General features: G+C 66.6%; 17 protein-coding genes and 1 tRNA gene. 11 read left to right on the top strand and 7 right to left on the bottom strand.

All coding sequences use genetic code 11. The features are described 5' to 3' along the window. Positions 1 to 16: 16 nt before the first annotated feature. Together UC32_RS17590 and UC32_RS17585 are read left to right on the top strand one after the other, a co-directional pair. Positions 17 to 499 carry a cation:proton antiporter regulatory subunit gene (locus UC32_RS17590; RefSeq protein WP_045732478.1) on the top strand — a complete coding sequence of 161 codons (483 nt, stop codon included), beginning with the start codon at positions 17 to 19 and terminating at the stop codon, positions 497 to 499. 5 nt (positions 500 to 504) lie between these two features. After that, positions 505 to 1,686: a cation:proton antiporter gene (locus tag UC32_RS17585; protein WP_045732477.1), complete on the top strand. Its 1,182-nt coding sequence runs from the start codon at positions 505 to 507 to the stop codon at positions 1,684 to 1,686. 29 nt (positions 1,687 to 1,715) lie between these two features. Here UC32_RS17585 and dcd read toward each other — a convergent pair whose 3' ends face one another. Next, the gene (gene dcd / locus UC32_RS17580; protein ID WP_015938813.1) at positions 1,716 to 2,291 is read right to left on the bottom strand and encodes a dCTP deaminase; all 576 of its coding nucleotides are present in this window, start codon (positions 2,289 to 2,291) and stop codon (positions 1,716 to 1,718) included. A gap of 133 nt (positions 2,292 to 2,424) precedes the next feature. Here dcd and UC32_RS17575 point away from each other — a divergent pair, with 133 nt between their 5' ends. After that, positions 2,425 to 4,203 (top strand): CAP domain-containing protein, encoded by a 1,779-nt coding sequence (locus UC32_RS17575; protein ID WP_082072204.1) that lies wholly within the window; start codon positions 2,425 to 2,427, stop codon positions 4,201 to 4,203. Positions 4,204 to 4,288: 85 nt separating this feature from the next. Here UC32_RS17575 and UC32_RS17570 read toward each other — a convergent pair whose 3' ends face one another. Beyond that, positions 4,289 to 4,750, bottom strand: coding sequence for an SRPBCC family protein (locus UC32_RS17570; protein ID WP_045732476.1), 462 nt, complete (start codon positions 4,748 to 4,750; stop codon positions 4,289 to 4,291). Positions 4,751 to 4,990: 240 nt separating this feature from the next. Between UC32_RS17570 and UC32_RS17565 the strand changes: the two genes are divergently transcribed. Next, positions 4,991 to 5,064, top strand: a tRNA-Gly gene (locus UC32_RS17565). A 302-nt stretch (positions 5,065 to 5,366) separates the two neighbouring features. After that, positions 5,367 to 6,617 (top strand): amidohydrolase, encoded by a 1,251-nt coding sequence (locus UC32_RS17560; protein WP_045732475.1) that lies wholly within the window; start codon positions 5,367 to 5,369, stop codon positions 6,615 to 6,617. A gap of 2 nt (positions 6,618 to 6,619) precedes the next feature. On the opposite strand, the gene UC32_RS17555 is transcribed toward UC32_RS17560, so the two are convergent. Beyond that, on the bottom strand, positions 6,620 to 8,041 hold the full coding sequence (locus UC32_RS17555; protein WP_045732474.1) for an MFS transporter: 1,422 nt from the start codon (positions 8,039 to 8,041) through the stop codon (positions 6,620 to 6,622). Between the two features lie 133 nt (positions 8,042 to 8,174). Between UC32_RS17555 and UC32_RS17550 the strand changes: the two genes are divergently transcribed. Both UC32_RS17550 and UC32_RS17545 read left to right on the top strand, forming a co-directional pair. Beyond that, a complete protein-coding gene (locus UC32_RS17550; RefSeq protein ID WP_045732473.1) occupies positions 8,175 to 9,029 on the top strand; it encodes a LysR family transcriptional regulator in 855 nt (284 codons plus the stop codon). A 147-nt stretch (positions 9,030 to 9,176) separates the two neighbouring features. Then, positions 9,177 to 9,491 (top strand): hypothetical protein, encoded by a 315-nt coding sequence (locus UC32_RS17545; RefSeq protein ID WP_045732472.1) that lies wholly within the window; start codon positions 9,177 to 9,179, stop codon positions 9,489 to 9,491. Positions 9,492 to 9,576: 85 nt separating this feature from the next. Here the strand turns inward: UC32_RS17545 and UC32_RS17540 are convergent, their stop codons facing one another. Together UC32_RS17540 and UC32_RS17535 are read right to left on the bottom strand one after the other, a co-directional pair. Continuing rightward, positions 9,577 to 13,083 (bottom strand): bifunctional proline dehydrogenase/L-glutamate gamma-semialdehyde dehydrogenase, encoded by a 3,507-nt coding sequence (locus UC32_RS17540; RefSeq protein WP_152642657.1) that lies wholly within the window; start codon positions 13,081 to 13,083, stop codon positions 9,577 to 9,579. A 305-nt stretch (positions 13,084 to 13,388) separates the two neighbouring features. Continuing rightward, positions 13,389 to 14,852 (bottom strand): amino acid permease, encoded by a 1,464-nt coding sequence (locus UC32_RS17535; protein WP_045732471.1) that lies wholly within the window; start codon positions 14,850 to 14,852, stop codon positions 13,389 to 13,391. Between the two features lie 153 nt (positions 14,853 to 15,005). On the opposite strand from UC32_RS17535, the gene UC32_RS17530 reads away from it, so the two are divergent. The 4 genes from UC32_RS17530 (at position 15,006) to UC32_RS17515 (ending at position 18,551) form a co-directional block, all read left to right on the top strand. Then, the gene (locus tag UC32_RS17530; RefSeq protein WP_045732470.1) at positions 15,006 to 15,917 is read left to right on the top strand and encodes a LysR family transcriptional regulator; all 912 of its coding nucleotides are present in this window, start codon (positions 15,006 to 15,008) and stop codon (positions 15,915 to 15,917) included. A 78-nt stretch (positions 15,918 to 15,995) separates the two neighbouring features. After that, positions 15,996 to 16,421: an aspartate 1-decarboxylase gene (panD, locus tag UC32_RS17525; protein WP_015938825.1), complete on the top strand. Its 426-nt coding sequence runs from the start codon at positions 15,996 to 15,998 to the stop codon at positions 16,419 to 16,421. Between the two features lie 51 nt (positions 16,422 to 16,472). Then, entirely contained in the window at positions 16,473 to 17,399 is a 927-nt protein-coding gene (locus tag UC32_RS17520; RefSeq protein WP_045732469.1) for an AEC family transporter, read from the top strand. A gap of 21 nt (positions 17,400 to 17,420) precedes the next feature. After that, entirely contained in the window at positions 17,421 to 18,551 is a 1,131-nt protein-coding gene (locus UC32_RS17515) for an FAD-dependent oxidoreductase (RefSeq protein WP_082072203.1), read from the top strand. Positions 18,552 to 18,580: 29 nt separating this feature from the next. On the opposite strand, the gene UC32_RS17510 is transcribed toward UC32_RS17515, so the two are convergent. Both UC32_RS17510 and UC32_RS17505 read right to left on the bottom strand, forming a co-directional pair. After that, a complete protein-coding gene (locus UC32_RS17510; RefSeq protein ID WP_045732468.1) occupies positions 18,581 to 20,149 on the bottom strand; it encodes an MFS transporter in 1,569 nt (522 codons plus the stop codon). Positions 20,150 to 20,212: 63 nt separating this feature from the next. Continuing rightward, positions 20,213 to 22,843: a trehalase-like domain-containing protein gene (locus UC32_RS17505; protein ID WP_045732467.1), complete on the bottom strand. Its 2,631-nt coding sequence runs from the start codon at positions 22,841 to 22,843 to the stop codon at positions 20,213 to 20,215. Positions 22,844 to 22,861 lie beyond the last annotated feature (18 nt).

Raw genomic sequence — 22,861 nt, 5'->3', positions numbered from 1 at the left:
AGACTAGGCTTTAACCATGAACGTGGACGAAACGAACCTTCCCGGCCTCGGCCGCCGGAAGGACTTCATGACAGCTTCCGGACGCCGGATCGGCGTGGTGGAGCTGAGGGAAGGCCAGACTGAGCTCATCGTCTCTACGTGGGACGATCCCGATACCTGCCAGGCCTCCATTCCGCTGACCAGCGACGAAGCCGCCACCCTGGGCAACCTGCTGGGTGGCCAGCACCTCGCCATGAAGCTGGCGGAAGAACACAAGGACGTCCCGGGCATCGTTACCCGGCAGTTCTCCATCGCCCCGGAGTCCCCGTTCCAGAACCAGCCCATGGGCAAGGCATGCATCCGTACCCGGTGCGGCGTCTCCATCGTGGCCATCATGCGTGAGGGGGAGGTCCTGCCCTCGCCCGGACCCGACGTGATCCTGCATACCGGTGACCTGCTGGTTGCTGTTGGAACCTTGGAAGGCCTCGACTCGGCGGCCGACATCCTGCGCCACGGCTGACTCCTATGGACCCGCTGGCCCTGACCCTCATTGAACTGGGGGCCGTTGTGTTCTGCCTTGGCCTGTTGGCCAGGCTGGCCGGACGGATAGGAATGTCACCCATCCCGCTCTACCTGCTGGGCGGGCTCGCTTTCGGCGCCGGTGGCGTGGTGAAGCTCGAAGGCATGCACGAGTTCGCGCACCTCTCCGGCGAGATCGGCGTCATCCTGCTCCTGCTTATGCTCGGACTGGAATATACGGCGGCGGAGCTGTTCACAGGCCTGCGGCGGTCGTGGCAGGCCGGCGTGCTGGACCTCGTGCTCAACTTTCTTCCGGGAGCGGCACTGGCCCTGCTCCTGGGCTGGGGCGGTGTGGGGGCCATGGTTATGGGCGGCGTCACCTACATTTCCTCGTCCGGAATCGCGGCGAAAGTCATCACGGACCTGGGCCGGCTGGGCAACCGCGAAACACCTGTGGTGCTGTCCATCCTGGTGTTCGAGGACCTGGCCATGGCCGTCTACCTGCCCATCCTGACTGCCACGCTCGCGGGCGTCAGCTTCCTGGGTGGACTGACCACCGTGGCCATTGCGTTGGCCGTGGTCACCGCGGTGCTCATGGTGGCGCTGCGGCACGGCCACCATGTGTCCAAGGCCGTGCACAGCGAAAACTCGGAAGTGTTCCTGCTCAATGTGTTGGGCGCCGCGCTCCTTGTGGCCGGGCTGGCCTCTGCCATGCAGGTCTCAGCAGCGGTGGGCGCCTTCATGCTCGGCATCGCCATTTCCGGCGCCACCGCCCACAACGCCACCCGTATCCTCGAGCCGCTGCGCGACCTGTTCGCCGCCATTTTCTTCGTGGCCTTCGGCCTGAACACCGACCCCACGTCCATTCCGCCGGTACTGGGCTGGGCCCTGGTGCTGGCGGTGGCGACCGCCGGAACCAAGATGGCCACCGGAATCTGGGCAGCCAAACGCGAAGGAATTGCCAAGCCCGGGCGTTTCCGCGCGGGTGCCACGCTCATAGCCCGCGGCGAATTTTCTATCGTGATCGCCGGACTGGCCGTTGCCTCAGGCGCCGTGCCGTCCAACCTGGCCGCCCTGGCCACCGCCTACGTCCTGCTGATGGCCGTCATCGGCCCACTGGCCGCGCGCTTCGTGGAACCCCTGGTCAAAGCATCCACGCGGAGCCGGCAGGTCCCGGCGCAGGCGTAGCCGCTATTGGTACGGAGTACCCGTTTGCTCTAGATGCGGGTGCGGTGGAAGTTGAGGTGGCTACGGCTTGCGGTAGGACCGCGCTGCCCTTGGTAGCGGTTGCCGTATTCGCCCTGGCCGTAGGGGAACTCCGCCGAGGAACTGAGGCGGAAGAAGCAGAGCTGGCCGATCTTCATGCCGGGCCACAGCTTGATGGGCAGCGTGGCCATGTTGGACAGCTCCAGGGTGACGTGGCCTGAGAACCCGGGGTCGATGAAACCTGCGGTGGAGTGCGTCAGGAGGCCCAGCCGGCCCAAGGAGGACTTGCCTTCCAGCCGGGCGGCGATGTCATCCGGGAGTGTGACGGTCTCATAGGTGGACCCCAGGACGAACTCGCCCGGGTGCAGGATAAAGGCCTCGTCCTGCTCAACTTCCACCAGCCGCGTCAGCTCCGGCTGCTCCTGCGCAGGATCGATGTGGGCGTACTTGTGGTTGTCGAAAAGCCTGAAGAACTTATCGATCCGGACGTCCACCGACGACGGCTGCACCATCGCGGGCTCGAACGGTTCCAGCACGATCCGCTGGGAGTCTATTTCGGCACGAATATCGCGGTCTGAGATCAGCACCGTCCCAAATTACCGTACGGGATATCCACAACCACATTTTTTCGTTGTTGCTGTAGTCCAGTGGGGCTAATGTTGCCTCAGATACACAGGCGCCGGATGGTCTCCCGGATGGCCCAACAGAGCTGGGGATGTTGTGAATAAATTAGTCGCGCCCTCTTTTATTGGTGTGCTCTGCGCGCTGGTGCTCGCCTCCTCGACGGCGGGGCCAGCCCCGCTGCCGGTGGATACCGGCCGGCAGGTGGCATCGTCAGGGCCGTCCCGCGTCTCTCTGGGGGCGGCCACCGGGGATGGCGACGGCTCGTCAGGCGCGGGCAACAGCCCCACAGGCACCGCCCTCACCCCGGCTGTTGATCCGGACATCCGGGTGGCCTCGCCAACCCCGCCGCTGCAGGCGGCAGCTCCGGTGTCCGCCGCCGCCGGACCAGCGCTGGACATCAGGCCGGTCCAGGAACCGTCCCCGGCGCCGTCAGCCAGTTCCACCGGCCCTTCGGGTCCCGCTGCAGCGCAGCCCGCGTCCGAGGTCCCGTCCATCCCCCCGCTGTGGGCACCGGACGCTGAACTGGCCTCCCCGCCGCCGGCACCAGCCGTGCCAACACAGTCCGGGCCGGCAACCTCGGAATCCTTGGCTGCGACGCCGGCCACAGAGGCGCTGGTCAAGGACAACAACTCGGCAGCAATCCTCACCGTCTTCACCAGGATCAACGAGTACCGGGCCTCGAAGGGCCTGAAGCCGGTGAAGTACAACCCCACGGTTGCCGGCCTCGCGCAGGAGTGGTCGGACAGCATTGCCTCACGCGAAGTCATCGAGCACCGTGCCAGCTTCTGGACAGATCCGCGCGCCATGAACCCCAACAACGGCGCAGGCGAGGTCATCGCCATCCGGACGGACCGGGATGCCGCGCAGCTGGTGGAGTGGTGGAAGGGCTCCCCCGGGCACAATGCCATGCTCATCGATCCCCGTTTCAATGTCATGGGCGCAGGTATCTCATACACCAACTCCACCTACCAGATCTGGGGTGTGGTGAACTTCTTCGGCTACACCACCCTCCCTGCCGGTACCGTGGATTCGCCCGGCGGGTCCGGCGGGTCCGGCGGAGGCTCTGCCTTCCCGCCGCCGGCACCCACACTGTGCGATGCCACGGGGCGGCACATGCCTCCCACCCTGGACCTGAGCGCCGCGGCCATCACGGGGCCAAGCGACCTTGTGACCGTAAATTCTTCGGGCCAGCTTCTCAACAGGGCGTCAACAGGTGTCCGCACCTACGGCGCCGCCAAGGTCATCGGCTCCGGCTTCAGCGGCGCGAAGGAAGTCTTCGTCACCGACTGGGACCGGGACGGCGCCTACGACCTCGTGACCCAGTGGACCAACGGCAACCTCACCCTGCACCGCGGCATCGCCACCGGAGGGTTCCAGGCAGCAATCACGCTGGGATCCGGCGGCTGGCAGTCCCTTACCCTCGCGGTAGGCGGCTGGTGCGCCAACAACAGGATGCCGCAGATCCTCGCACTGGACGGAAGCGGCAACCTCTTCCTGTACCCCAACAAGGGCACCAGCGATTTGTCGTCAAGGGCCCTCATCACGGGCGGCATCAACGCGTCCCGCCTCGCGATGGTGGACTACGACGCCGACGGCTTCCAGGATGTCCTCGCCCTCCGTGCTGATGGCGCAGTACAGCTCTACCGTGGCTGGGGAACCACCACCCTCCGCGCCGAGGCACGGCCTACGGTGGCCACCGGCTGGCAGGATGTCACCGGCATCAGGGCGCTGAAGAACGTTACCGGCCTGAACTCCACCGGAGTCGCGCTCCGCAGGGCTTCGGACGTTGTGCAGTACTGGGACCTCTCGGGCGGAAGCCTGGCGTCGCCGTCGAACATTGCAGGGCCCTGGACCGGCCAGCGGCTGGCGCAATAGGCGCTGAGCATAGGTACCAGGGCAAAAGGCTGGTTACCCGCACTGGAACGGCAGCGGTGGAAGCTGCCGGCCGGATGTCGCCTGGCTAGCTGACGGTCTGCAGCTCCAGTACGTCCTTGAGCCGGTCCAGCTGGGACACTTCGGCCCGGACCCGTCGCTGGGCGATCTTGTTCAGGAGGCCGAACCGGTCCAGGAAGGAGAATGAGCCTTCCGGCCGGGCTTCGAGAGCGTAGCGGAGCCGGGTGCCGTCGTTCTCGGTGCTGAGGTAGTAGCCGCCCGAACGGTTCGACGGGCCGGAGGTCACGCGGAACTGGATTTCGGCGCCGGGCCTGGCCTGGGTGATTTCCAGCTCGGCGGGAATGCTGAGCCCGGACCGTCCCGCCACCATCTTGCGGTAAACGGCACCCTTGGTACCGGCAGAGCCTTGCACCAGCTTTACGCTGCGCACAGCCTCGCGCCAGTGCGGCAGGTTGGTGGCGTCCATCAAGTACAGGTACACGGCCATGGCGTCACGCCGGATGAGGACCTCGTGTTCTGCGGATGCCATGGGGGATCTTTCTCTGGTTGACGCGGCATGCTGCCCGGACCGCCTCCCCCTGGCGCCACAGCATTCCGGTTCAGGTTAACCAGCCCGCCGGGTGCCCACCTAGCCAGATGCGGCGACGTTATTGAAGAGTTACGGGATGACGTGCCGGATCACAGACACGGCTGGAACTGCCGGCACCGTGGCCGGACCGCCGTTCCATCTGCGCTAAGCTAAGTTCTGCCCCGCAGATGCGGCGGCAACGCGGCTGTAGCTCAATGGTAGAGCGCTAGCTTCCCAAGCTTGATACGCGGGTTCGATTCCCGTCAGCCGCTCCAGTTTCCCCAGGCCGGCACTGCCGAGTGATGTATCCGGTGGGCCGCCACGATAAGTACGGCGCTTTGGACCAGCCCCTCCAACCTCCGGAACTCCTCCAGCAGGAGATCAGCCAAACCGTGCTGCCGTTTCCTGCGCCGGTGATCGTTCGGCCCGCTCCTGACGGGCTGCCGCCGGCATGGCCACACTTTTGCCCGTTCCGGCGACTGTTTTGCGGTCGGTGAACGCCCGGCCTTCGGCCCCCTCGCTGCCTGCCTAGGGGCGTAGGGTCGCAAGGCAAGCGAACCCGTTAGTAAGGACTGTCATGACAAAGGTTTTGGACGACGTTGCCGGGGTGGCACAGGACCTCGCCGGAGTTTACGAGGATCTGCACCAGCATCCCGAGCTGTCCGGAGCCGAAGTCCGGACCGCCGGGATCGTGGCCGAACGGCTCACCGGGCTGGGCTGGGAGGTCGCCACCGCAGTCGGCGGAACCGGCGTCGTGGGTGTCCTGCGGAACGGGGACGGCCCCACGGTGATGCTCCGTGCGGACATGGACGGCCTCCCTGTCCTGGAAAAGTCAGGGCTTGGCTACGCCAGCACGGCGCGCGGCACCAGTCCCGACGGAGCAGACGTTCCCGTGATGCATGCGTGCGGCCACGACATCCATGTCACCTGCCTCCTCGGTGCGGCCACGCTGTTCAGCGACCATCTCCCGGCTTGGTCCGGGACCATCGTGGCGGTGTTCCAGCCGGCCGAGGAAACCGGCGCCGGCGCCCGCGACATGGTGGCGGACGGCCTCTTTGAGCGTTTCCCCGTGCCGGACGTTGTCATGGGACAGCACGTGGCGCCGTTCCCGGCCGGTGCACTGGGCGTGCATGCCGGACCGGCCTTCGCCGGGTCCGACAGCTTTGCTGTGACGCTGTTCGGCCGGAGCGGCCACGGCTCCCGTCCGGAAACCACCGTGGATCCTGTGGTGATGGCCGCGGCCACCATCATGCGGCTGCAGGGGCTGGTATCCCGCGAAATCGGCGGCAACGAGACGGCTGTCCTCACCGTCGGCCAGCTCAACGCCGGCACCAAGGACAACATCATTCCCGAAGAGGCCCGGCTGGGCATCAGCATACGCACCGCGGATCCGGCAGTCCGGGAGCGGATGATCAGCGGCATGACCCGCATCATCAACGGCGAGGCCGCAGCGTCCGGGGCTCCCCAACCGCCGTCGATCACCGCCGGGCAGCACTTTCCCGTTGTGGTCAACAACCACGACGCCACCGCCCGCGTACGCGAAGCGTTCGCCGCGAAGCTGGGCGGCGCCGTCGATCCCGGCCCCGTCACCGGCAGCGAGGACGTGGGCACCCTCGCCACAGCTGCAGGGGCACCTTTGGTGTACTGGCTGCTGGGCGGCACCGATCCCGAGGCTTACGGCAGGGCGGTCCAGGACGGGACGGTGGCATCCACCATCCCGTCCAACCACTCGCCGACTTTTGCCCCCGTCATCCGCCCCACGCTCGACGCCGGGATCTCGGCGCTGGTGGTGGCCGCGTTGGCTTGGGTAGGAACACCCGAGGGATAGGGCTAGGCGGGCGCCGTCCGGTCCACGATCCGGATCGGCCGGCGCCGGTTCCGCACGTCCACCTTCAGGTACAGTGAGCCCTTCCGTGCCAGCACGATTCCCACCACAACGGCCGCGGCCGCAGGCACCCCGCCGGATACCAGGAGGGCCACGTGCGGGTCGGCGTGTTCGGCGATCCACCCGAGCATTGGCCCGCCGAGCGCCTGGCCGCCAATGAGCACCATGATGTACAGGCTCATCACGCGCCCGCGGATCCCCATGTTCGAGCTGATCTGCACCAGCTGGTTGGAGCCTGTAAGGAACATCAGGCACCAGAACCCGGACAGCACCATCACAGCCCCGAACGTTGCCAGCGAGGGCGCCAGCGCCGCCAGGCACAGCATGGTCCCATACATGCCCGCGCAGAACACCACCGAGCGCAGCCGCAGCTGGCGGCGCCGGGTCGAGGCTATGGCGCCGGCGAGGGCGCCGAGCGCCACCAGCGCGTTCAGGAGGCCATACCCGCCGGCGCCCACACGGAAGACATGGTCTGCGAAGGCTGCGAGGATCACCGGCAGGCTCATGGCGAAGACCGAAATGAAGCCGGCCATCAGCCACGGCCAGTAGATGGTGGGCTTGCCCAGCGCATACCGGAGTCCCTCGCGCAGCATGCCCTTGCTCTTGGGAGTGGGAGCGCTGACGTGCAACTGGTCCTTGCGGAGGATGAGCAGCATCGCCACGGTGGAGCAGCAGGCCACGGCGTTGGCTGCGAACGCCCAGCCTGCACCCACCGCGGTGAGGAGCAGGCCCGCCAGCGCCGGTCCGATCAGCCCGCCCAGCTGGAACGTTGTGGAGTTGACGCTGATGGCGTTGCGCAGGTGGGTGGGACCCACCAGTTCGTTGACGAACACCTGGCGCGCGGGCTGGTCGAGCACGGTGACCAGGCCCAGGACCAGGGCGATGACGTAGACGTGCCACACCGCGATGGCGCCGGTCAGGGCCAGCGTGGCCAGCAGGGCCGCCAGGACCGCGGCCATGCTCTGGCACAGGATCAGGATCTTCCGCTTGGCGAACCGGTCGGCAACCATGCCGCCCCACGGACCCAGCAGCAGCGACGGCAGGAACTGCAGCGCCACCGTGAATCCCACGGCGGTGACGGAGCCGGACAGCTGGAGGACCAGCCAGTCCTGGGCGATGCGCTGCATCCAGATGGCGATCACGGCGATGAAGTGGCCCACCGCGAAGATGCGGAAGTTGGGCACGCTGAGGGAGATGAACGTGTGCTTCCACGGCAGGCGTTCCGCGACGACGGGCAACGGCTGGGTGAGTGCGTCCCGGTTCCGGACGTCGGAAGTTTGCGTGGTGGGCGGCAGGGCTGGTGCTGAACTCGCGGAATCGATGACGGGCTGGCTGACGGTTGCCGACGACGGCGGTGGGGGTGCCACAGGTTTGTCCTCAAAGTGGGTGCGGTCCGGGATGCCCTTAACGCTATGGTGGCGCTAACAGATTATGGAGACGTATTGTCCCTATAACTCGTATTGCAAACCGCAATACAACGTGCAGCCGATGGAGTCCACAGTGTTCGAACCAGCCCAGCTCCGATCATTCCTGGCCGTCGCCGAAACCCTGAGCTTCACCAAGGCCGCGGACCGGCTGGGGCTGGCACAGCCCACCATCAGCCAGCACATCCGGAAGCTGGAAACCGCCGCCAAGCGTGTCCTCATCACCAGGGACACCCGGGACGTGCGGCTGACGGACAACGGGGACGCCATGGCGGGGTTTGCCAGGAACATCCTCTCGGCCCACGACGCCGCAGCCCGCTACTTTTCGGGTTCGGCGATGCGGGGCCGGCTGCGTTTCGGTACCGCTGACGATCTGGCCATCACCGGGCTTCCCCGGATCCTGCGCGAGTTCCGGCAGATCTACCCGCAGATCAACCTTGAACTCACTGTGGGGCAAAGCGACCAGCTCTACCGCAAGCTCAACGCCGGCCAACTGGACCTGGTGTTCGTCAAATGGGTGGCGGGGGCCAAGGACGGCACGGTGGTCCAGCATGATTCCTTCTCCTGGGTGGGGCTGGAGCAGACGTCCCTCGAACCGGGCGCGCCGGTGCCGCTGATTGCCTACCCCTCCCCCAGCCTCAGCCGGAAACTCGCCATCGACGCACTCGAAGCACACGGCCGGACCTGGCGAATCACCTGCACCACCCGCCAGATCAGCGGTGTCCTGGCCGCGGTCCGGGCCGGGATCGGGGTGGCAGTCATGCCGTCATCGCTGGTACCGGAGGACCTGAAGATCATCACCCGCCGGTTCGACCTGCCGGCGGTTGGAGATGTGGACTTCACCCTCATCCGGAACCCGCTGGCCAATGCCGAAGTCATCGACGCGCTCACACAGTCCATTGTTGGGCGAATCATCAACCGGCAAGGGTGAACCGGCAAGCCGAAGACCGGAGAAAACTTTCATTGATGTCAGATCGTTGCATAATCTATGCTGGTTTCTCCAGGGTCAAGCAGCAGGCCGGTTCTATACTACGGGCGCGCCTGCACACCATGGCACGCCGCCCGGGACAGGCAGCCAATGACGACAGCCAGGAACACCCACATCAGTGCCGCACACGCCCGCCCGCACACCAGCGCCCGGCCGGCCACGCGTCAGTCCAACCTCGGCACCGGCCTTAGCACCACCGATTCGGGATACATCGGCAAGCCGACCTGCGAAAAGTGCCGGACGGACGAATTCATCTACCTTGAGTCCTATATTCCCCCCACCTACCGGCACGACGGGTCGGTCGCCGCACTGGGCGAGGTGGCCTACACCTGCACCCGGTGCGAGGATTTCTCGGCCCATAGCGTGCCCGTGACTTGGACTCCGCCGGGCTGGTACCTGGGGTAGCTGATACACAAAACCGGTGGTTGGGCTTGTCGAAACCCGGGTTTCGACAAGCCCAACCACCGGTCTTTTAATGCCCTGCCAGAACTTAGATCAGCGCGTCCGAGAGGTGGTTCGGGGTGCCAAACCGGTGGGCGGTGATGCTGACAGCCTGCTCGTGCAGGAACGGAAGCAGCTCAACCCTGCCGGCTTCGGTCACGGCGTGGGAGTAGACAGCGATGTCCGGCCGGCCGCCGGTCGCTTCCGCCAGGGCCGAAGCGTCGCCGCCCAGCAACCGGATGCGGGCGCCGGAGAGCTTGCCGGCCGAGGCGAGCCGCCCTGCCGAAGCCAGCCAGCCGGCGTCGGACTCCACCGTCAGGTCAACGTCGAGGCCGAGGAACACGGCCCGCAGCTGGGCGGGAAGTTCGACGGCGGTGGACACCGTGAGCGGCGAGCCCGCCAGTACGCCGGCCGACACGGTCCGGACCAGGTCCGCCAGCGGCGCACCTTCGGCGAGGCGGATGGTGACGGGCAGGTTCCGGTAGCGGAAGATGTTGCGCTCCGCGCTCAGGCCCGAGACGTCCCTGGCGGTGCCGAACTCGTTGGCCCAGGCCTCGGCGTCGGACGCCAAGGCCCGCTGCACGGACTCAAGGCGCGCCGGCTCAAGGGCGGCGCCCGCGGCGTTGATGATCCGCCGGACGCCGGGGTGCGTGACCTCAGCCTTCGCGGATGCCTCGGCGGGGGTCCAGTCGCCCAGCCCGGCCAGGTAGTTCGGCCCACCGGCCTTGGTTCCGGCGCCAACAGCGGACTTCTTCCAGCCGCCGAACGGCTGCCGCTGCACAATGGCGCCGGTGATGCCGCGGTTGACGTACAGGTTGCCGGCCTGGATGCCGTCCAGCCAGATACCGAGTTCCTCGGAGTTGAGCGAGTGCAGCCCTGCGGTGAGGCCGTACTCGATCTGGTTTTGGATGGCGATGGCCTCCTCGAGGGTGTCGGCGGTCATGACACCCAGGACCGGGCCGAAGAACTCGGTGAGGTGGAAGTAGGAACCGCGCTTGACGCCGTAGCGCACACCGGGGCTCCACAGCTTGCCGGTGCCGTCCAGCTTCTTCGGCTCCACGGCCCAGTTTTCGCCGTCGCCCAAGGTGGTGAGGGCGTTGAGGAGCTTGCCGTTGGCGGGCTCGATGATCGGGCCCATCTGGCTGGTGGGGTCCTGCGGGTACCCAACCTTCAGCGAGGTAACAGCGTCGATCAGCTGGTTGTGGAACCGCTTGGACTTGGCCACCGAGCCCACCAGGATCACCAGGGAGGCGGCGGAGCACTTCTGGCCGGCGTGGCCGAATGCTGAGTACGCCACGTCCTTTGCCGCCAGGTCCAGGTCGGCGCTGGGGGTGACGATGATGGCGTTCTTGCCGCTGGTCTCGGCCAGCAGCGGCAGGTCCTTGCGGAAGGAGCGGAACAGTTCGGCGGTCTCGTAGCCGCCGGTGAGGACGACGCGGTCCACGGCCGGGTGGCTGATCAGCTGGGTGCCCAGTTCACGCTCGCCCAGCTGCACCATGGTGAGGACGTCCTTCGGGACGCCGGCTTCCCACAGGGCTTCGACCATCACGGCGCCGCTGCGGGCGGCCTGCTTGGCAGGCTTGATGACGACGGCGGAGCCGGCGGCGAGTGCCGCGAGGGTGGACCCTGCCGGAATGGCGACCGGGAAGTTCCACGGCGGCGTCACGACGGTGAGCTTCGCTGGGACGAACGTGGCGCCGTCGACCGCGTCCAGCTTGCGCGCGGACTCGGCGTAGTAGTGGGCAAAGTCCACTGCCTCGCTGACCTCGGGATCGCCCTGGTCGATGGTCTTGCCGGTCTCGCTGGCCATGACTTCGAGGAGGTCGGCACGGCGGGCCTCGAGGGCATCGCCGGCGCGGTGCAGGATGGCGGCACGTTCGTCGCCGGACAGTGCGCCCCAGGCCTTGCCCTTGTCGACCGCGGTTTCGATAGCCGTGTTGAGGGTGGCTTCGTCGTTGATGAAGGCTGCCTTCACCGAGGCGTTGCCCAGTGTGGAGCCCGGAACGCGGTCCAGGATGGCCCGGCCCCAGGTGCGGTTGGCGGGAAGGGACGGGTCAGTGTCCGGGGTGTCCTTGAACCTATCGTGCGGCATCGCGACCGGCGGCAGGCTGCGGTTCTGCTGGCGGTTGGGCCGCGGCACACTGTTGTCCAGGGACTCCAACGAAGAGAGGAAACGCTGCTTCTCGCGCTCGAACAGGGCTTCGTTCTTGTCGAGCTCGAAGACGGCGGACATGAAGTTGTCCTGGCTGGCGCCCTCTTCGAGGCGGCGGATCAGGTAGGCGATGGCGACGTCGAACTCGGCCGGGTGCACCACGGGCGTGTACAGCAGCAGCGAGCCGACGTCCTTCTTGACGGCTTCGGCCTGCCCCTGCGCCATCCCGAGCAGCATCTCGAATTCGATGCTCTGCTGTGCGGTATCCGCAATCCCGCGCCGCTTGGCCAGCAGCCACGCGAACGCGATATCAAACAGGTTGTGGCCGGCAACGCCGATCCGGATGTTCTTGATCCGCTCCGGATGCAGCGAGTAGTTGATGACGCTCTTATAGCTGGTGTCGGAGTCCTGCTTCGACCCCCAGGTGGCCAGCGGCCAATCGTGAAGCGACGCTTCCACCTGTTCCATGGGCAGGTTGGCGCCCTTGACCACGCGGACCTTGATGCCGGCGCCGCCGTTGGCACGGCGTTCCGCGGCCCAGTCCTGCAGGCGGATCATGGCGGACAGGGCATCCGGGAGGTAGGCCTGCAACACGATGCCGGCCTCGAGGTCCTTGAACTCCGGCTTGTCCAGGATCCTAGTGAAGACCGCGATGGTCATGTCCAGGTCCTTGTATTCCTCCATGTCCAGGTTGATGAACTTGGACGTGGGAAAGGAAGCGGCGCGCTGGAAGAGCGGGGTGAGCTTTTCGACGACGTGTTCCACGGCTTCGTCGAAGGCCCAGGCAGAGTGCGGGGCCACGGTGGAGGAGACCTTGATGGACACGTAGTCGACGTCGGGACGCGCCAGCAGCGCGTGCGTGCCTTCGAGGCGGCGGGATGCCTCGTGCTCGCCGAGGACTGCCTCGCCCAGGAGGTTGACGTTGAGCTTGATGCCGTCCTTCTTGATCTTGGCGATGGCAGGGCCAAGCTTGGCATCGGTGGCATCCACGATCAGGTGGCCCACCATTTCGCGCAGGACCTTGCGGGCTACGGGGATAACCACCTGCGGCATGGCCGGGGCCATGGTGCCGCCAAGTGCCACGGCGCTCTTCATGTACCAGGGGAGGAAGGCCGGAACCTTCGGGGCCAGTGCCGCCAGGTTGCGGGCGGCGACGTTCAGGTCCTCGGGGCGGACCACGCCGTCCACGAAGCCCACCGTGAAGTCCAAGCCGTTGGGATCCTTCAGCACTCCGGCGAGCTGTTCGGCGGAGGCATCCACCGGAACTTTCGCGGCCTCGGTAAGCCAGCGACGGACCAAGTCGACCGCCTCAGTGGCGAGGGCTTTGGCCTGGGGGACGTCGACGTCGACCGTCTGCGGGGTGGCCGCGTGGGTGACTGCCGGTTCCATTGCAATGTGGGTCATGGTTTTCCCGATCTTTCCTTGGGTGGGAGGAGGTCTTTTCATCAGTATGCGCGCCTAATCACATAAGATAAAGCGATCTTTTCCAACCAATACAGGTTAGGAAAGCCAACCAATAAAGCGGCGGCTGAAGACGTCCTTAAATGCCAAACGGCAAGCGCCCCACCCTCCCCGGTTGCTCTACCACTTTTGGTCGTCAAAAGGCCTGTTTAGGGACCAAAAGTGATAGGGCAACGCGGGGGTTTGCATGGGTGGAACGCCTGCCGGCGGGCTGGGGGACGCGCGGGAGTGACGCGCCCGGGGCGGGGTCAGGCGAGGGGGCGGTGCATTTCCTCGATCTCCTGGTGGCGCGGGCTGTTGGGGTTCATCAGCGAGTTCTTGCGGCCATAGAAGAAGTAGATGACCAGGCCGATGACCAGCCACACCCCGAACCGCAGCCAGGTTTCCCAGTGCAGCTGGAACATCAGGAAGGCCGAGGCGAGGACACCGACGGCCGGGACCAGGGGCATCAGAGGCAGCCGGAACGTGCGGGGCGCGTCCGGACGCTTGTAGCGGAAGATGATCACGGACAGGCAGACGACGACGAACGCGGCCAGGATGCCGATGTTGGTCAGGTCCGCGACCTCCTTGATGGGGAACACACCGGCCAGGAACGCCGAGGCGATGCCGGCGATCCACGTAACGCGCTGCGGCGTGCCGTGGCGGTCGGTCTTGGCGAACCAGCCGGGAAGCAGCCCGTCGCGGCTCATGGAGAACCAGACGCGGGTAACGCCCAGGAGGAAGGTCAGCATCACGGTGAGGATGGACAGCACCGCGAAGACGGAAATGATGGTGGCAATGACCGGCAGGCCAACGGAAGTGAAGGCGGACGCGAATCCGGCCTTGGGGTCGATGTCCTTGTAGTTCTGCATGCCGGTGAGCACCAGGGTGGCCGCCACGTAGAGCAGCATGGCGATGATGAGCGAGAGGATGATGGCCTTGGGCATGTGCTTCTTGCCGTCCTTGGCTTCCTCGGCCGCGGTACTCATGGCGTCGTAGCCGAAGACCGCAAAGAAGACGGTGGCAGAACCGGCCAGCACGGGCCCGAAGCCGGAGGGCATGAACGGGTTGTAGTTGTTGGTGTCGATGTAGAAGATTCCCAGGCCGACGATGAAGAGGATCAGGACGATCTTGATGGCCACCGCCACCAGCTCGAACCGGCCAAACGCCTTCGTGCCGCGGGACAGGATCCACGTCACCAGGAGGCAGACGAGGATGGCCGGGATGTTGACGATGCCGCCCTTGCCCTCATCCACCGTGGACGTCATCCAGATGGGCATGTGGATGCCGATGCCGGACAGGAACGCGTCCAGGTAGCCGGAGATGCCGATGGCCACCACAGCCACGATGGCAATGTACTCGAGCAGCAGGTCCCAGCCGATGAACCAGCCGATCACCTCGCCCAGGGCCACGTAGCCATAGGTGTAGGCCGAGCCGGCGCGCGGGATCATGCCGGCGAACTCGGCATAGGACAGGGCCGCGGCCGCCGAGGCCAGGCCTGCCACGAGGAAGGAGATCAGCACCGCGGGCCCCACTCCCGGGTTGCCTTCGCTTCCTGCGGCCACCAGCCCCGCGAGGGAGAAGATGCCGACGCCGATGATGCCGCCAACGCCAATGGCGGTGAGCTGCCACAGGCCCAGCGATTTGAACAGGCCGCTGTGCTTGTTTTCTTCTTCGATGTCATCAATGGGCTTTCGCCGCATGATGGACTGGCTCATATCTCTAGTGCTCATCAGGAACTCCTGCTGTGGGGTGCTGCCCCGCCGCGGCACGCCTGTAAAGGCTGTGACGGGGGTAACTCAGTCCCAACAGTATGCAAGCCTGCTTGCATTAGATAAAGTGACTACTTCTAACCTATATTCATTAGTTTCAGTTAGGAATTCCCCATGCTTGACGTTCGCCGGCTGCGCCTGTTGCGGGAACTGAGCATCCGGGGAACACTCGCCGAGGTGGCTGAGGCGCTGCAGTACAGCCCGTCGTCGGTCTCCCAACAGCTTGCCCTCCTGGAGAAGGAGGTGGGCGTGGAGTTGCTGCGGAAGACCGGCCGCCGCGTGCAGCTCACCCCGCAGGCCGAGGTGCTGGTGGCACATACGGCGCAGCTGCTTGAAACCATGGAACAGGCGGAGGCGGACCTGGCGGCGTCACTGACCACCGTTACGGGCACGGTGCGGATTGCCGTGTTCCAGTCGGCAGCGCTGGCGCTGATGCCGGATACCCTCATCCGGATGGCTGCTACCTACCCGGAAGTGCGGATCGAGATGATCCAGCGGGAACCGGAGACGGCGCTCCACGAAACCTGGGCCCGGGATTTCGACCTGGTCATCGCCGAGCAGTACCCCGGCCACGCGGCTCCCCACTACCCGGAGCTGGACCGCGTGAAGCTGACTACGGACGCCATCCGGCTTGCAGTTCCGGCGTCCGACGGCGGCACAGCCATCCGCGCGCTGGCGGACACTGCTGGACTCCCGTGGGTGATGGAACCGCGGGGTGCGGCGTCGCGCCATTGGGCGGAACAGGCGTGCAGGAGCGCAGGCTTCGAACCGGACGTGCGCTTTGAAACGGCAGACCTGCAGGCCCAAGCCCGGCTGATCGAATCCGGCAACGCTGTGGCCCTGATGCCGGACCTTGTATGGACGGGCCGCGGCACCACCGCGCGGCTGCTGGAGCTTCCGGGCAAGCCGCACCGCACCATCTTCACGTCCGTCCGCCGGTCCAGCGTGCAGCGGCCCGCCATCCTCGCAGCAAGGGAAACCCTTGCTGCCGCTGCCGCCGCGGTGGCGGGGAATGACCCAACGTAACCACCCGCCGTCGTACGCCTGCCGCGTGTTCCCTGCGTCACTGCGGCGGCCCGGCCCCGGCGCTAGACTGGAGCCGTTATGAATCGAACAATGTTCAAGTCCAAAATCCACCGGGCCACCGTCACCCACGCCGACCTGCACTACGTAGGTTCCGTCACCGTTGACCTGGACCTGCTGGAGGCAGCGGACATCCTGCCGGGCGAGCTTGTTTCGATTGTCGACATCACCAACGGCGCCCGGCTGGAGACCTACACCATTGCAGGTGAACGCGGCTCCGGTGTCATCGGCATCAACGGTGCCGCCGCGCACCTGATGCACGAGAACGACCTCGTCATCCTCATCACTTATGCGCAGATGACCACCGAGGAAGCCAAGGCCTACGAGCCCAAGGTGGTCCATGTGGACCAGGACAACCGCATTATCCAGCTGGGGAACGACCCCGCCGAAGGCATCGCCCCCGGCATGACGCGTCCGCCGTTCGCGCTCAACAACGCCGCCCTGTAGCCGGGGCGTGAGAGCCGGTACCCTCCTCCGCCGCCCGCCACGGGTTCCTCCGTGCTAGGGGTACTCGCCGGTTTCTTCGTTGTCTGGTGCATCATCCTGGTGGGCTGGTTTGTTGGTCGGCAGAAGATCCTTGGTGAGAACGCCCGCCAGGTCCTCAGCTCCCTCACCTTTTTCGTGGCCAGCCCGGCCCTGCTGTTCGAGACCCTTAGCAAGGCCCGGCTGCAGGAAGTGTTCGCCGCTCCGCTGCTGGTAACCGCGGTGGCGGCCATCACCACGGCTGCCATCTTCTTCACTATCGTCAAGTTCTGGCTGAAGCGTTCGCTGCCCGAATCGCTGATGTCCTCAATGTCCGCGTCGCTCGCGAACTCGGCGAACTTGGGTATTCCCATTGCGGTATATGTCCTGGGCGATGCCAGCTATGTAGCGCCGCTGCTGATCTTCCAGCTGGCCTTCTTCACGCCGATGTTCCTCATGATCCTGGACTCCAGCACCAGCTCGCACCGGACCACTCCACTGGGCTTCGTGGTGATGATCCTGCGGAATCCGATGATCGTGGGTTCGGCGCTGGGCCTGATTGTTGCCGGCACCGGTTTCAAGGTGCCCGAGCTTGTCATGGAGCCCATCCACCTGATCGGTGGTGCCGCGATCCCGGCCATGCTGATCGCCTTCGGCATGAGCCTGAACGGGACCCGGCCGCTGCAGGCAGCGGCCGGACGGCGAGTGGACACCCTGCTGGCGAGCGCGTTCAAGCTGGCCGTCCAGCCGGCACTGGCCTATGTCTTTGCCCGATTTGCCTTGGGGATGGACGGCCACGCCCTGTTCGCCGTGGTGGTGACGTCCGCCCTGCCCACCGCGCAGAACGTGTTCGTGGCCGCCAGCCGCTACAAGACCGGCCTCACAGTAGCCAAGGACACCGTGCTGATCACTACCGTAGTGGCTGTTCCGGCGATGATCGGCGTCGCGCTTCTGCTGGCATAACCCCATGGAAACGGAGAACCTGTGACAACAACCCTTGACACCGTGGTGATCGGCGGCGGCGCCATGGGTTCCGCTGCCGCGTGGGCGCTGTCCCGGCGTGGACGCCAGGTGACGCTGGTGGAGCAGTTCGGGCCGGGGCACAAGATCGGCGCCTCCCACGGCACCACGCGCAACTTCAATCCCGGCTACCACCGGCCCGAGTACGTGGCCATGATCGCCGAGTCCCTGGACCTCTGGAACGAACTGGAGCAGGACAGCGGCGAGGCGCTCTTGGCACGGACCGGCATTGTCACGCACGGACCCGAGCCCATGCTGCCGGACGCCGCGGCGGCGCTAACCCAAGCCGGCCTGCGTGCCGAGTTCCTGCATCCGGACGAGGCAGGCGAGCGCTGGCGCGGCATTCGGTTCGACCAGCAGGTTCTCTACATGCCCGACGGCGGCCAGCTCAACCCGGAAGCTGCGCTGCCGGCATTCCATCGCCTCGCCGCGGCCCGGGGCGCCGACATCCGGCACCACACCAAAGTGGTGTCCTTCGAGGTGGCGGACGACGGCGTCCGGCTGGGGCTGGAGTCCGCTGCCGGCACCGAGATGGTCACCGCTGCGCAGGTTGTGGTGACGGCCGGCGGCTGGACGGAGAAGCTTCTGGGCGCTGCCGTGGGCGGACGCCTGCGGACGCCGAAGCTCAGGGTGACACAGGAACAGCCCGCGCATTTCCGGATTACCGATTCCGGTGCGGTGTGGCCGGGCTTCAACCACTACCCGGGCGGCGGGTCACAGTACGCGGGGTGGTACTCCCCGGTCTACGGCATGCACACCCCCGGCGAGGGCGTCAAGGCAGGCTGGCATGGTGTTGGCCCGGTGGTGGATCCGGACCGGCGGTCCTTCCAGCCCGAGCCAGTCCAGCTGGCCGCCCTGCAAACCTACGCGAGGACGTGGCTGCCGGGCGTGGACGCGGATGCCTTCGAGGCCATCAGCTGCACCTACACCACTACGCCGGACGAGGACTTCGTCCTGGACCGGATTGGACCGGTGGTGATCGGCGCCGGGTTCTCCGGGCACGGATTCAAGTTCACGCCCGTGGTGGGCCGGATCCTTGCCGACCTCGCCACGGGCACCCGCCCGGCCCCCGCTATTTTTAGCGCCTCGCGCTAACAACAGCCGCCTGGTTTGGCTGGCCCGGATCAGCTGCCGCGGCGGCCGGAATCCTCCACTTCGGCGCGGCCCGGCCCGGCGCCGGACGCGCCGGCGTCGTTGCCCTCGTGCATGCCGTCGGTTGCATCCTGTTTCGAAGCTGTGCCCTGTTCGGAAGGCTGGTCCTGCCCCAAGGCATCTCCCCCGGCCCCCGCGGCCTTCATCCCGGGCATGGCCAACACGGCCAGGACGGTCAGGAGCCCGGCCACCAGGGCCGCCAGGAAGACGGCGCTGGATGCGGCCACCACAGCCTGGCCGTTCTCCTCCCCGCCCGGATTGCCCGAGTAGATGGCGTTGGCAACGGCGCCGAACACCGCCACGCCCAGGGCGCTTCCAATGGAGCGGGCAAACATGTTGGTGCTGGTCACCACGCCGCGCTCGTTCCACCGCACGCTGGACTGCGCGGCGATCAGCGTGGGCGTTGCGAGCAGGCCGAGGCCCATTCCCACCACGAAGCAGCTGGACGCGATCAGCGCCACGTTCGGGGTGCCGGCCGTCAGCGCCAGGATGAGCAGGCCGGCCACGGTGATGGAGATGCCGATCAGGCCGGTGGCCTTGAACCCGATCCGGAGGTACAGGCGGCCGGCCTGTGATGCGCTGAGCGGCCAGCCGAGGGTCAGTGCCGCCAGGGCAAGGCCCGCGACCAGCGGCGAGACGGACAGTGCTCCCTCAAGGAAAGTGGGCACGTAGGAGGTCAGGCCAATCATCACCGCCCCCACACCAAAGGATGCGAGCGCAGTAGTCACCAGCAGGCGCCGCTGCACCACCCAGGACGGCAGGATGGGTTCCGCGGCGCGCCGTTCCACCAGGATGAAAACCACCAGGAGCACCGCGCCGACGCCAAAGACGGTAAAGCTCACCGGCGAATCCCACGCCCACGCCTCGCCGCCCTGCAAAGCGCCGAGGATCAGCAGGCCCAAAGAGCCTGCCATCAGTGCCGCGCCGGCGTAATCCACCGTGTGCTTGGCGCGCTCCACCTTCTCGTGCAGCGTCCGCACCAGCATCCAGCCGGCCAGGATGCACAGCGGGATGTTGACCAGGAAGATTCCACGCCAAATTCCCAGCGCCGAGAAGACGCCGCCCAGGCTGGGTCCCACCACTGAGGACACAGCCCACACACTGGCGAGGTACCCCTGGACCTTGGCGCGCTCCTCAAGTGAGTAGATGTCACCGGCGATGGTGATGCTGACCGGCAAGACCGCGCCGGCGCCCAACCCCTGCAGCGCGCGGAAGGCGATCAGGGAGGGCATGCTCCACGCCACGCCGCAGAGGACGGATCCCAACAGGAACAGTCCGATGCCGGTCAGGATGATCGGCTTGCGGCCCACCATGTCGGACAGCTTGCCGTAGATGGGCACGGAGACAGCCTGGGCCAGCAGGTACGCCGAGAACAGCCACGGGAACGACGAGAACCCGCCAACATCGCGGACGATCGACGGGACGGCGGTAGCCACGATGGTGGAGTCGATAGCCACCAGTCCGGTGGAAAGCATCAAGGCGATGAGGATGGGGCCGCGCTCCGAGCGGAACCCCACCCCCTGGGCGCGGGCGGTCTTCATGAGTCTCGATTCGGTTTCTGTATCCCTTGTCCTTCCACTCTAGGTACCCCGGACGAACGCTGCCTACCGTCCGGCCTGGTGCGCATCCAGGAGGCGGGCACAGCGGATGAAGCCCAGATGGGAATACGCCTGCGGGTGGTTGCCCAGGTGGGTCTCGGTGCCGGGGTCGTATTCCTCCGGCAACAGCCCGGTTGGCCCAAAAAGGTTGACCAACTGGTCGAACAGATCCCAGGCTTCATCGAGGCGGCCCACGGCGACGTACGCCTCGATCAGCCAGGTGGTGCAGATGTGGAAGCCGCCCTCCAGGCCCGGCAGGCCGTCGTCGTACCGGTAGCGGAAGACTGTGGGCCCCACCCTCAACTCCCGTTCCACGGCGGTGACCGTATCCAGGAAGCGCTGATCGGTGACATCCAGCAAACCGGAAAGACCGATATGCAGGACGGCGGCATCGAGGTCCGGGCTGTCGTAAGCCACCGTGTAGGACCTGGCCGATTCGTCCCAGCCCTCCCGCAGGACCTCGTCCCGGATGGTGGCGGCCATCGGAGCCCAGGCAGGGTCAGGCTCCCTGCCGTGCCGGTCAGCTGTCCGCAGTGCCCTGTCCAGGGTCACCCAGCACATCACCTTGGAGTAGACGTGGTGCCGTGCCGGGCGCCGGGCTTCCCAGATGCCGTGGTCCGGCTCATGCCAGCGGGCCAGGACTGCCGAGGCCATCTGGACCAGCAGCTCCCAATGCTCGTCGGCGAGTGTGCCCTCCTTCTCGCTCAGGGTATGGATCAGCTCTGCAACGGGGCCAAAGACGTCCAGCTGGACCTGATGGTCCGCCGCGTTGCCGATCCTCACCGGGCGGGAACCGGCGTAGCCCGGGAGGCTGTCCACCACGGCTTCCGTGGACAGCGGCGCACCGGTGACGGAGTACAGAGGATGCAGCCACTCCGGGCCGGGGGCATGCTCAAGGATCCGCCCCAGCCAGGCGAGAAACCCGATGGCCTCCGCAGTGGAGCCCAGGTCCGCCAGGGCATTGACGGTCATGGATCCGTCCCGCAGCCAGCAGTACCGGTAGTCCCAGTTCCGTGTTCCTCCGATGCCCTCGGGCAGCGAGGTGGTGGGGGCGGCGAGGACTGCGCCGGTGGGTTCGTGGACCAACGCCCGGAGCACCAGGGCCGAGCGCCTGACCAGAGAGGGTTTCACGGATGGGAGGGCAAGTTTCTGCACCCACTTGCGGGCATGAAGGGCTACCTCTGCCCGGCGGTCGGTCTCCCCCTGCGGGTCTGCGGGCTGGGGTTCCGTGTCACCGCAGCGCAGGTTGAGCACCACTGGCCCGGACTGGAGGTTCACCGAGGCCGTGGCGGTACCGTGCCTGCCGTCCGAGGAAATGCTGAACGTCACGCCCGGCGCGAAAAGGATGATCGGTTCCGACGTACCCACCACATGCAGCTCGTCGCCCCGGGCCTCCATGACGAACGGGGCGTTGGCGTAGTCCGGCCGCGGCGCAAAAGTGATCCGGGCAGCTCCAGTGCCGGTCAGCACCCGGACCAGGCTGGTGATGCCGTCCGGGGCCGGTTCGAGGTAGTCGGTGACCGTGACGTCCGCCCACCGGGTTTCGACGATCATCGTGCTGTCCACGTACCGCTGGCCCAGCACCTGCGATGCCTTGGCCGGTTCCACGGAGAAGTGGCCGGCCGCGTCACCGCCCAGGATGTGGGCAAACACCGAGCCGGAGTCCGGCAGCGGGTGGCTCATCCAGCAGACCTTGGCGTCCGGGGTCAGCAGCGCGGTGGAGGAGCCGTTGCCGATCATGGTGTGCCGTTCGAGGCCCACGGCGTCCTCGCCGAACAGCCAGGCCCGCCGCAGTTCGAAGAGCAGGGCGAGGACCCGGGCAAAGGACTCGGGGTCGCGGACCCGGTGTGCCGCTGCGGTTTCGCCTCCGCCGACCCGCAGGCCCAGGTCCGGGCCGCGGAGGGTGGCGATGGCCAGTTCGTCGCTGTCGGCGTCGCCCGCGAACATGGCGGCACTGGCGCCGAGCCGGGACCGGAGGGTTTCCAGTGCCTCACCCTTGGACGGTTCCACCACGGAGAGGTCCAGCACCGAGCCGTCCACAATGAAGAAGAGTCCGTGGGCGCGAGCTATCTCCCGGGCAGTTTCGGTCACGGACGCCACGACGTCTGGCGGGGCCGGGCGGGTGTGGACCGAGACCGCTACCGGTTTGCGTTCGATCCACACGCCGCTTTGGAAGCCTACGGCCTCGTTGAGTGCGGCGTTGACCTTCTGCAGGACCGATTCGGTGGCAAGCGTCTGGGTGTGCGCGAAGCCCATGTCTGACTCCGCGCCGTGCGATCCGATGAGGTGGACCTCCACGGGGAGCCGTGAGACAGCCGCAAGGTCCCTCAGTGAGCGGCCGGAGATGATGGCGGCGTGGGTGCTGGGCAGGGCGGCCAGCGCCCGCAAGGCGATGGCAGCGCTGCCCAGCGGGAGGATCTCGGTGGAAATTCCTTCCGCGTCGCACAAGGTGCCGCCGTAGTTGCAGGCCACCAAAAGCGCAGGGACACGGGCCAGAACCTTCAGTTCGTCCAGCAGCGCCGGGGTCAGCCCGCTGTCCGCCGCATCAGCCTGGACGAAGGACCGGAGTACGTCCAGCGGAAGGGACCGGGTGAGCAGGGCGGAATCCGCCACGCTCTGGTTCAAAGGCGTGGGCATCGGGGAACCCCTTCGAGG

It is taken from the genome of Pseudarthrobacter chlorophenolicus (genome assembly GCF_000962805.1).
Classification (GTDB): Bacteria; Actinomycetota; Actinomycetes; order Actinomycetales; family Micrococcaceae; genus Arthrobacter; species Arthrobacter chlorophenolicus_A.
The sequence above is the reverse complement of the archived record's forward strand: the minus strand, read 5'-3'. Positions and strand labels throughout refer to the sequence as shown.